Source organism: Superficieibacter electus (genome assembly GCF_002915575.1).
GTDB lineage: Bacteria > Pseudomonadota > Gammaproteobacteria > Enterobacterales > Enterobacteriaceae > Superficieibacter > Superficieibacter electus.
This window is the reverse complement of sequence record NZ_PQGD01000045.1, coordinates 1-10,327: the sequence shown is the minus strand read 5'-3', so window position 1 is coordinate 10,327 and position 10,327 is coordinate 1. Positions and strand designations below refer to the sequence as shown.

Sequence of the window (10,327 nt, the reverse complement as noted above, 5' to 3'; positions counted from 1 at the left end):
AAAGCGTGCGTATTGCCTGAAAACACAACCCGCTACGGGGGAGACTTACCCGAAATCTGATTTATTCAACAAAGCCATCTATAAATTGTCTCACCGGAACTGTTACCTTCGATACCTACAACAGAGACCGTACAGTTCACTTCCTGATTATCAGATTGATAATCGAACCAGTAATTTTCGTTGCAATTTCCTTTTTGCGCATGCTCAATTTTGCCAGGCCATTTTACCCATAAAGAAGAGTTGTTTTTAGATCGTAAGATCTGCTTCAGCGTTTCCAATGGATTTTTTTCATCAACCTCAGACCAGGCCGAAATAAATTCTTTCTGCATTGCCTTAGGGTCTATAACGGCAATGAAATCAAATTCCTCTTTATTGATAGAGTTGGCTCGATCTTTGAGATAAAACAGACCGAGTTTATATCCCTTTTCACTTTTCCAGTTTGCTCCCACAGGCTGATAGTCTGTATTTATAAACGGTTTGAAAGTGTGAGTGTCGGGAGAAAAAATTACTGAGGGTGCCAGCACCCGGCCTCGGTATCGTATTGGATTTACAAATATTTTTTCCCCGTCACATAACATTTCAATAATTGCTTTTGTCACAACTACTGAAATAGAAGGTCTACATGTATTTTGATTTATTTCCCCGAGGTGCGCCAAACTTCCATCCTCACTCTTCAACACCTTTGTAAGGCAAGTCGGGCAATACTGTTGATCTCTATAATAAACAGGCATGGTTAGACGACCGGAATCGTTTAGTACCAACTGAAGTAACGGATGAGGCTCTTTCATCATGGTTATTTCTTCCCTTTCACCTTTCTGGGCTTTTCGTTTGCCTGTCTCCACTGCCATGGTGGGACAGGGTTGGTGTCTGCCCATAACCCTTTTGCCTCCTTTTGTGCTGCGGATTCATATTTGATATAGCCAGGGACAATGGCGTTATCTTCGAACCGATAAACCCACGCATATCCACTGTCCACCATAGAGGCATTGATATCATATCCATCTAACCAGATGGTACCTAACATACGGCCATAGATATCCGTACCATGGTCTATCACGGTAACGATTTTAGTTGCTATAGCTGTGGTTAAGGCCTGTTTTGCTTTTTGGCCAAAAGCCTGTTTAGATTCAGGAGCGTCTATACCATACATCCGTATTTTGATGGTTGTGTTTTGAGCATCCAACGCAGTTATGGTGTCACCGTCAACAATCTTAACCACCTTTGCCTCAAAAGTTGTTGAGTTCCCCCAGGACGCCACTGGGAATACAACAATCATGATGGGCAAAAGTAACTTTGTAAAAAAAAACATCATTTCACCTGAATTTGTTGAGTACAGACATGTATCCACAAGCCTATTTACAGGCAGTATTTTAACAAGTCATTATTTCATGGGCGGGCTTAAAACCAATCTTTTTGCAACTTAAAGGCAGAATAATCACAATAAATTTAGAACCTGAACCAAAAAATAATCCAAATTAAGCGTGTTAATCTATCTCAAAGATATTATTCCTGAGAGAGTTTGGATGAAACGTTACACTCATGATCTTGAGACAGACCTGAATGATGTGGATAAAACACCATCTCTGATCCACAAAACTTTGTTAACAGCTTCGACTATTTATGACCTGAAATATCTGGCTCAGGTATTAAATGATGAAAATGGCAGTAATTGGTCCCGTGCATCCCTTAAACGTCAGGTTACATGCATACCTGAGCATTGTGATCTGAGTATCGCAGATGGACGCTATCTACAGACTTTAATACCTTCACGACCTGCTGATTATGAGGACAGGCACTTTAGCTTTATCGATCTGTTTGCAGGGATAGGTGGACTGCGAAGCGGATTTGATGCCATCGGTGGTAAATGTCTTTTCACGAGCGAATGGAATACTTATTCCAGCCGTACTTACCGGGCGAACTGGTATTGCGATGAGAACGAGCACCGCTTCAATTCAGACATCCGTGACATCACTCTTAGCAACCGGCCCGAGGTTACTGATGACGAGGCATACAAATTTATCGATGCCTCTATCCCGGATCATGATGTTCTTCTTGCGGGATTTCCATGCCAGCCATTCAGCATCGCCGGTGTCAGTAAAAAGAACTCTATGGGTCGCAAACACGGTTTCGAGTGCGACACTCAGGGTACGCTCTTCTTTGATGTGGCCAGGATCATCCGGGCAAAACAACCTGCAATTTTTGTTCTGGAAAACGTAAAAAATCTGAAGAGTCACGATAAGGGTAATACCTTTAACATCATCATGAAAACGCTCGATGAGCTTGGCTACGACGTCGCAAACAGCGAAAGCACGGGCGCGGATGATCCTAAAGTCATCGATGGCCGTCATTTCCGACCCCAGCACCGTGAACGTATCGTCCTTATTGGTTTTCGCCGCGACCTACGTCTGAAAGACGGTTTTACTCTGAGAGATATTAAAGACTTTTATCCGGACAAGCGCCCTTCTCTCTCAGATTTACTGGATCCGAGCGTAGATAGTAAATACATCCTCTCCCCTAAACTCTGGGAGTACTTATACAACTATGCAAAGAAACATGCGGCAAAAGGCAATGGTTTTGGTTTTGGACTAGTAGATCCTTCCAATGTTAATAGTGTCACCAGAACCCTCTCAAGCCGCTATATGAAAGACGGATCTGAAATTCTTATTGATCGGGGCTGGTCTCATGAGCTGGGAGAAACTGATTTCCATAACACATACAACATGGACCGTCGGCCACGCATGCTAACGCCACGTGAATGCAGCAGGCTAATGGGCTTCGATAAACCCGGGGAAAGTGTTTTCCGTATCCCTGTGTCCAATACACAGGCTTACAGACAGTTTGGGAACTCCGTGGTCGTTGATGTCTTTGCGGCCGTCGCCAAACTGCTGAAGTCTCGAATTGAATTTGCAGCCTCCCAGCGCTTGCGGCAGTTTTACGACGAAGTCAGCTGACCTGAGCTCCTTCATCAATTTAAATGCTTAAGATTGTTGTAATAATGTCAGAGGTCAACCATGACGTATTTCGAATCAGCTGAAGGTGAGACGGTATCTAAAGAACGAGCATTACAAGAACTGTCCAGGCATTGCGTTCCCGAAACAGATTTCGAAGAATTCTTTAGCGACATGGGCGTAAAGGAACAGTATGACGCTCAGGAAGTGTTGCTTTGGTTGGGATATTAAACTTCCTGTTTAGGAGACTACTATGAGCCAAAAATTCGCAGTGATGATTGCTTACGACGACGATCCAAACGTCAAAAGGTACTCACCTGACTTTCAAACGCAGGATGAGTTTGCTAAAGGGTGGCAGTCGGCTCTTAAAAAGGCACACCACACCTCAGGTCAAAAATCAGTCATCACCTGCGGATGTCGTGGAAAAGGAGAAAAGCGACTTTATGTTCGTGCTTTACCGAACGGTGATGCCTTTATTCTCGTCAAAGCCGCTAACACGGGCATTGAGCATGATCCTTCCTGTGTATTCTTCTCCCTTGATGCCCGGCATACCGGCCTGAAAGGATATGCGAGTGGTGTGGTCCGGATTACAACCGAAGGTGATATGGCTGTAAGGCTCGGTATCGGTATGACAGAGAAAGATCCTCCTGAAAAATCAGAAGTGCCTCCCCTGCCCCATGTTCAGCGACCAGAAGGAGGTCAGGCCTCAATGACCCTCCTGGGCTTGCTTAGTCTTTTGTGGACAGAGTCTGGTCTGAATGTCTGGTACCCGAAAATGGCAGGGAAACGTAACGATTCACTGGTACGGTATCGTCTGCTTGAAACCGCTAAACAAATTCGTACCGGCAGAGCCTGCATAGGTGACCATTTATTCATTGGTGTACCTGACCCGAAACAACCTGTCGCTCAGTCGCAAATTCAGCGTCTTTCATCACAGGCGATGAGTGATAAACGTCTCATGCTCCTGTCAGTTTTACCTCGCTACGATGCTGAAAAGCATGAGAAGCCACTTAAATTTTTACCCCTGCGGAATTTTGGGGGGCTACCGCTGATTTTTTTCAATTCAGAAGGCCATTGGGATAGCGTAAAGAAACGATTTTCATCGGAGTACGCAGCATGGAAATCCGGGGCGAAAATAGTTGTCTTTGCGTTGACGTCACCAGCTGCGGTAACCGGCAGAGGCCCTTCTGTAAGAGCTCATCAAATTGTGCTGATGCACGTTAGCGAGAACTGGATACCTCTGGACTCCTCCTATGAGGCGGTTGTTGCAGAAAAGCTGGATGCAGAGCACCGGCAGTACGTTAAGCCCATGCGTTATGATGCGAGTATTAGTGAGGTGTTCCCTGACTTCTACCTGCTCGACACAAAAAGCGATAAGCCGTTCCCGATGGAAGTATTTGGTATGGCCACTCCTGCTTATCTGGCCCGAAAGCAACTCAAAAAAGATTATTACAACCGTGAATATGGGCCTTATGGATGGTGGCACTGGGATGCGACCACAGCATCTGAAACTATGGTGCTGCCTCATTTTCCAGAATCACGTAAACCTCTTTCAACTGGCACACCTGCTTAAAATGGAGAAAAAATGTCATACATGCTTTCACTAAGCGAACAGACAAAACTGAACGCTTTCCTGTCAGGGATCCTTGATGATTACAAGACTGGGGTTATCACTCAGATACAAGCTGTTGGTAAAATCGGTAACGTGTTTTCTGCACTGGAAAGTGGAGACTCAAAAAAGGTAGTGCATTTGTTGACTGAAGGACGAAAACTCCTGCGGACGGGCTGAATGTCCGCAGAAGGTCTACTGTGCCAGGGGATGCAGAGAAGTCTATCAACCTGGCTTCATTTATCATGATGTTTTTCTACTACGCGGCTGTTTTGACTTTCCAGTACCTCCCCCTGCCATTGCACCAGTCAATGTATCAATGGTGCCTTTCAGGGATTCTGAGATTGTTTTCTCTGCCTCCAGGGTAGCTTCCAGCTTCATTACTTTGGACTGGAGCGTTTTTAATTCACTGCTTTGTTCAGCCACTTCCGCTTCATAGCCCTGGCTGACCAAAGTTACTTTTTTCAGGTCGGCGCTCAGCGACTCGTTTAGTTTATGGAGTTCAGTAAGCTCGGCATTCACCGCCACCAGGTCACCCTCCTTCCCGGACAGTGCACTTTTCAGCTCAGCACAGAGGTTCTGTGCAGCAATCAATTCCTGTTCAAACCTGTCCCTCTCTGCCTTTGTATCTGACACAGTCTGACTTAACTGGTCGCATTGTCTGGAAAGACCGGCATTATCAGAACGCTGAGTGTTGATCTCTTCGTTCAGCTTTTTTTGATATTCAAGGTGACCAGCGATCTCTGTTTTACGTTCAGCCAGTTGCTGGGAGAGTGAGTCATTTGACTGCTGTGCGAGGCTTAATTCATGCCGTGTGCTATCTAACTGGTGATGGCAGGTTTCGAGTTCTGCTTCGGCAACATTCAGCCTTGTTTCTAACTCCTTGACGGTACTGTCCCGGATCTCTAATCGACCCTGTAGCGCCTGATTCTCAAGTTTCAGCTCATCCATATCGGTAGCGCTTTGCTCAAGCCGCTGTAAAAGCTGCGTTACCTCCTCCTCCAGCTGCATGCTACGTGCTTCAGCTTTTTTAACACTATCACTCTGTATTGCGGTATAGCTTCTACGGTAGTGCCAGGTGATGTACGAGATAATATCGCCGAGTGCAACCTTCACCTCATCGGGTATATCCAGGTAACGGGCCTCTTCAGGAACCTCTTTAACATACTTCTGGTACTCAGCGAACATCTCCTGTGACCTTGCAAACGAGCCGCCAACAGCGTTTCTGAGCCAGTGAACTTTGAAGCTCAGATCGATATTTTCCGGGTTAATTTTTTTCTCTTCGCACAGACGTTCGATTGCATTGAAGTAATCGATCATCGCAATAGATGAGTACCTTGAACGACCCATTTCCTTTGATTTTTCTGTGGATTCGCTGCGGATGTCATTCTGCACCTCTGGCGAGGTAGCATCGTTCAGGCTTTTTTCTTTATCGTTTTCGATCATCATTTTTTTCCTGCGGCCGGAAGCTGGTTTGCAAAATATATGCTGATAAGATCGTTCAGAGCATTCAGAAGCGAGATACTGTCGATACAAATATGAACGTTTCCATTCTCAAACAGGCGACACCGCCAGCCATTCTCATCGCAGACCTCGCCTGTGAAATCTGTATTTCTCATGGCCGTCAGCCTGTCGACCATACTCAGCCCACCGCCGGTTGCAGGTGTTGGAGTATCAGAACAGATGCATACAATATTCTCAAAGTCGCGTAAACAAAAGTGATTGTCCTGCGAGAAACCGTTGTACCTCAGTACGTTCACACCAGGAAAAATCCCCCGAAGAACAAGCTTTTTCGGCATTGTATATTGCCGTGCATTGCTTTTAAAACTTCGGTCAAGCTTGTTGAGAACATCAACGAAACCTTCTGCAAGCGTGTCTCGTCTGTTAGCCAGTGCATGCTGTAATGTTCCCTTAACAATCTCCAGGGAAGCGACGGGCGGATCCGTACGTAGGGATTCGTTAAAGGCTTCTTTTTGCTTATGGTTCCAGTACCGGTCCATACCTATTTCTTCAAAGAGCCTTTTCCACGTTTTACGGTCAATTTCCTTACGCCCCTCCTCGATGGTGCGATCCAGTGACGACGGAAGACCAAATGCGTTGGGCTGCATAATTCTGCTGGTGAAGAGAGAGAGACCGCACAGTTCCGACGCTTCCGAGATTAACCGCATCCCTTCTTCGAATTTCTGCATGGCCATATCCCGGGCGCTGATGAGCTGCCCTGTCCGGCTCGCCGGTACTGGCTCAGAACCCTGGTTTTGAGTCATTTTACACTCCATTTTGGTATGTCAGAACATTTTGATTTGAGCAAAGGTAGGTGTACACAGACATTAAAGTTGTCTCCTTTAACATGAAAAAGACTTTAAAGTTGTCTACTTCTTCAGATAGACCTACTTAACAGGATACTAAGTAGGTCATCTCCTTTCTCGCGTAGCATCTCTCGACGTTCACAGCAGAGGACACGTTTCAAAATGTCATCCAAAATTTTTTTCCATTATCTGACGTTGGGTGATTTTGATGGTCAGCGAGTAGAGGCTTTAACAATGTGGGTTGCCCTGAGCAAAGTAAGGGAAGTAGATGTACCAGAAATGTACGCGTTGCCTTGCATGAAGGGGGGCATCTTAAAGCTCATTGATTAAACAAACTCACTATGCCGCTACAAACAGCCCAAAACCGTCACTTGATAACGTGTTATTTAGATAAATTAATGCTCAGGGCTTTTAGCCAAACTGTCACTTGATGTAAGAATCCAGAACCTTCAGCACAACGTCCAGGTCTTCTTCTCGTTTCTGTTCTTCACTTTCATGAACAATATGTTCAGTCAAATGTCCTTTAATCACTTCACGCAATAAACCATTCACGGCACCACGTATGGCGGCTATTTGTTGCAGTACAGCGGCACATTCGTGAGGTTCATCAAGCATTTTTTTCAGCGCAGCAACCTGCCCCTGGATCTTGCTTGTACGTGCTTTCAGTTTTTGTTTATCGCGGATGGTATGTGACATGTGGGCTCTCACTCTCCTGGATATTTTATGTAACTATACCAGCGTTATTCTACTGGGGGGTAGTATATTTTACTGGGGGGGAGTAGAATCCGGCCTACACTTAATAACCAAGAATGATTCTCATGAACGAATTTACGACACTTCTTCAGCAAGGCAACGCATGGTTTTTCATCCCCAGCGCCATTCTGCTTGGCGCGCTTCATGGACTGGAGCCCGGGCACTCCAAAACAATGATGGCAGCATTCATCATTGCTATAAAAGGCACCGTACGTCAGGCCGTGATGCTGGGTGTCGCGGCAACATTGTCGCACACTGCAGTCGTATGGCTGATTGCTTTTGGAGGGATGTATATCAGTAATAAATTTACCGCAGAATCAGCCGAACCCTGGCTACAGATGGTCTCTTCAGTGATCATCCTTGGTACGGCTTTTTGGATGTTCTGGCGAACCTGGAGCGGTGAGAAAAACTGGCTGGAGGGAATGCAGGAGAATGAACATCATCACCATGACGAAACAAGGTTGATCGATACTGGCCATGGAAAAGTTGAACTGTCCATTTTTGAAGAAGGACAACTTCCCCACTGGCGGCTACGCACTCTTAGTGGCCAAAGATGGGCTTCTGAAGATATCTCATTAACCACACTTCGGGAAAACAGTACGATCTCTCAGACTTTTGAATTTGTTGATCATGGTGATTATCTGGAGTCAACATCTCCCATCCCTGAGCCTCACAGTTTCAACGTACGTCTGTCTCTGGGACATCGTGGTCATGTCCATGACTATGATGTGGCGTTCGCTGAACACGACCATGACCATGACCACTCTGAGCTTGATGGGCTGGATGTGAATTCGAAAGAGTATCAGGACGCTCACGAACTGGCTCATGCCAATGACATAAAACGCCGCTTCGACGGGAAAGAAGTAACCAACGGGCAAATCCTGATATTTGGACTGACAGGAGGGCTTATCCCTTGCCCGGCAGCTATAACTGTATTGTTGATCTGCCTTCAGCTTAAAGCGCTTACGCTGGGTGCCACACTGGTTGTTTGTTTCAGTATCGGCCTGGCATTGACCCTCGTAACGGTTGGAGTGGGTGCGGCGATCAGCGTTCGTCAGGTCGCCAAACGCTGGAGTGGCTTCAATACCATCGCCAGAAGAGCCCCCTATATTTCAAGCGCCCTGATTGCTGCTGTTGGGATTTACATGGGTATACATGGCTGGAATGGGCTGGTGCATTAACACCGGTACTGATGACACACACTCTGGGTACTTACAAAGTACATCCTAAGCGCCACCGTTGAGGTTATGAGCAGAAAAACCCGGAATATAAAGCTGCTCTTTCCGGGACTTGTTGCTGAGGCAGGGATTAAGTAACTGATTAAATCCATTCCCATAAGACTCAATGATAAATGAAAGAATAAAAAAAACGCTCCCGGACGGGAGCGTAAGCCAGTGACTTCGGCGTCAAATGAGGGTCTAACAAGTGGAGCTGCGGGTTAATTCTGGGTGATCTGGCTGCGATGCTTTTCAGCCTGCTGCTGATGAATAACGGAAGACTGACCATTATTCGCCTTCTCGTGCACAACAGCGGCTTTTTCATGCTCGTTCATTTCTGAAAATGACGTTGCTGATTCGTTGGTGGCCCCTGGTTTGCCTTTCATCATTTTTTTATGCATCTCCGCCATGTCCTGGTGGGCAGAAGCGTTGCCGTTTTGCATCATTTCATGGGACATTGCAGCCTGATCGTGTCCGCTCATATCCATCATTGTCATACTGTCTCCCTGAACAGCGCTTTTTTCAGAGGTTGACTGCATCTGATGGGCGGGTGCCTGGGCATTATTTACCTGGTCATGCATGTTCATTGTCTCTGCAGCCATGGCGGATGAAGCGACAGCCATAATGGCAACAAATGATACAAGGATCTTTTTCATGGTTGGGTCTCCGGTGTTTTCATACCCAAACAATCAACGGCTTATAACAGAGAAAGCATTTGATCTCAGGGCGGGTTATTCATCACTCCAGGAACCAGGCGATTGCGTTATCACTCTGCTCCTGATTTATGTATGATTATAAAAAACCGCCTCTGTTTATCGCGTGACTGAATGATGACAATTTTGTCACCTTCCAGGTTTCTCCTGAAGAACGGGATTAATCCATTAACAGGCGCACACTGAACACAATTTCCCGCCCCTGCTGTTCTGCTGACAGCTCGCCGCCATGAGCATGAATGATCGACCTTGTAATTGATAATCCCAGCCCCGCGCCTTCCGTGTTGTGGACCCTTGATGAATCAGCTCGATAGAACCGATCAAACAAACGTTCCAGATTAGCGGGAACCTGGCCGGACATCGTATTCGTAATCATCACGTTCACACAGTCACTGTCACGCTCAAGGTGTATCGCTGTACAGGTGTTATCGGGAGAATACTTGATTGCATTGGAAAGCAGGTTACTGAAAGCACGTCGCAGCATATCGCTGTCTCCGGCAACAACGCCCTCTCCTTCAACGGTGATTGTCTTTCCTGTTTCGTCTGCCAGAGGCTCGAACAGCTCACGTAATTCATTCAGTTCGGCGGCCAGATCCACATCATGTTTATCCAGCTGCAGCAGACCATGCTCTGAACGTGCCAGAAAAAGCATATCACTGGTCATTCGTGACAACCTTTTCAGTTCTTCCAGGTAAGCGAATAAGATTTCGCGGTAATGCGAAACATCCCTTTCCTTAGCCAGTGCAAACTGCGTCTGCATCATCAGATTACTGACCGCTGT

At 46.2% G+C, this 10,327-nt stretch carries 12 protein-coding genes and 1 pseudogene; 6 read left to right on the top strand and 7 right to left on the bottom strand.

Features of this window, described 5'->3' with window-relative positions; translation table 11 throughout:
• Nucleotides 1-65 precede the first annotated feature (65 nt).
• Together CHU32_RS27055 and CHU32_RS27050 are read right to left on the bottom strand one after the other, a co-directional pair.
• On the bottom strand, nt 66-791 hold the full coding sequence (locus tag CHU32_RS27055) for a hypothetical protein (RefSeq protein ID WP_245880279.1): 726 nt from the start codon (nt 789-791) through the stop codon (nt 66-68).
• Nucleotides 792-793: 2 nt separating this feature from the next.
• The gene (locus tag CHU32_RS27050) at nt 794-1,309 is read right to left on the bottom strand and encodes a thermonuclease family protein (protein ID WP_000464825.1); all 516 of its coding nucleotides are present in this window, start codon (nt 1,307-1,309) and stop codon (nt 794-796) included.
• 214 nt (nt 1,310-1,523) lie between these two features.
• Here CHU32_RS27050 and CHU32_RS27045 point away from each other — a divergent pair, with 214 nt between their 5' ends.
• The 4 genes from CHU32_RS27045 to CHU32_RS27035 are packed head-to-tail and all read left to right on the top strand — an operon-like array spanning nt 1,524 to nt 4,737.
• The gene (locus CHU32_RS27045; protein WP_000833380.1) at nt 1,524-2,951 is read left to right on the top strand and encodes a DNA cytosine methyltransferase; all 1,428 of its coding nucleotides are present in this window, start codon (nt 1,524-1,526) and stop codon (nt 2,949-2,951) included.
• 60 nt (nt 2,952-3,011) lie between these two features.
• Nucleotides 3,012-3,179 (top strand): hypothetical protein, encoded by a 168-nt coding sequence (locus CHU32_RS28380; RefSeq protein WP_000220758.1) that lies wholly within the window; start codon nt 3,012-3,014, stop codon nt 3,177-3,179.
• A gap of 22 nt (nt 3,180-3,201) precedes the next feature.
• Nucleotides 3,202-4,521, top strand: coding sequence for a DUF1173 family protein (locus CHU32_RS27040; RefSeq protein WP_000078513.1), 1,320 nt, complete (start codon nt 3,202-3,204; stop codon nt 4,519-4,521).
• Between the two features lie 12 nt (nt 4,522-4,533).
• Nucleotides 4,534-4,737, top strand: a complete 204-nt coding sequence (locus tag CHU32_RS27035; protein ID WP_000121164.1) for a hypothetical protein — start codon at nt 4,534-4,536, stop codon at nt 4,735-4,737.
• A 63-nt stretch (nt 4,738-4,800) separates the two neighbouring features.
• Here CHU32_RS27035 and CHU32_RS27030 read toward each other — a convergent pair whose 3' ends face one another.
• Nucleotides 4,801-6,006 carry a coiled-coil domain-containing protein gene (locus CHU32_RS27030; RefSeq protein WP_001371952.1) on the bottom strand — a complete coding sequence of 402 codons (1,206 nt, stop codon included), beginning with the start codon at nt 6,004-6,006 and terminating at the stop codon, nt 4,801-4,803.
• Nucleotides 6,003-6,821 (bottom strand): DUF4942 domain-containing protein, encoded by an 819-nt coding sequence (locus tag CHU32_RS27025; RefSeq protein ID WP_000193207.1) that lies wholly within the window; start codon nt 6,819-6,821, stop codon nt 6,003-6,005. The genes CHU32_RS27030 and CHU32_RS27025 overlap by 4 nt, the downstream gene beginning before the upstream one ends.
• A gap of 204 nt (nt 6,822-7,025) precedes the next feature.
• Between CHU32_RS27025 and CHU32_RS28375 the strand changes: the two genes are divergently transcribed.
• The gene (locus CHU32_RS28375) at nt 7,026-7,193 is read left to right on the top strand and encodes a hypothetical protein (protein ID WP_001572379.1); all 168 of its coding nucleotides are present in this window, start codon (nt 7,026-7,028) and stop codon (nt 7,191-7,193) included.
• Nucleotides 7,194-7,286: 93 nt separating this feature from the next.
• Here the strand turns inward: CHU32_RS28375 and rcnR are convergent, their stop codons facing one another.
• A complete protein-coding gene (gene rcnR / locus CHU32_RS27020) occupies nt 7,287-7,559 on the bottom strand; it encodes a Ni(II)/Co(II)-binding transcriptional repressor RcnR (RefSeq protein WP_000019951.1) in 273 nt (90 codons plus the stop codon).
• A 122-nt stretch (nt 7,560-7,681) separates the two neighbouring features.
• Here rcnR and CHU32_RS27015 point away from each other — a divergent pair, with 122 nt between their 5' ends.
• Nucleotides 7,682-8,797, top strand: a complete 1,116-nt coding sequence (locus CHU32_RS27015) for a nickel/cobalt efflux protein RcnA (protein ID WP_001572377.1) — start codon at nt 7,682-7,684, stop codon at nt 8,795-8,797.
• A 257-nt stretch (nt 8,798-9,054) separates the two neighbouring features.
• On the opposite strand, the gene CHU32_RS27010 is transcribed toward CHU32_RS27015, so the two are convergent.
• Together CHU32_RS27010 and pcoS are read right to left on the bottom strand one after the other, a co-directional pair.
• A complete protein-coding gene (locus CHU32_RS27010) occupies nt 9,055-9,489 on the bottom strand; it encodes a hypothetical protein (RefSeq protein ID WP_000723070.1) in 435 nt (144 codons plus the stop codon).
• A 217-nt stretch (nt 9,490-9,706) separates the two neighbouring features.
• Nucleotides 9,707-10,327 (bottom strand): annotated as a pseudogene (pcoS, locus tag CHU32_RS27005) (copper resistance membrane spanning protein PcoS); the annotation flags it as partial.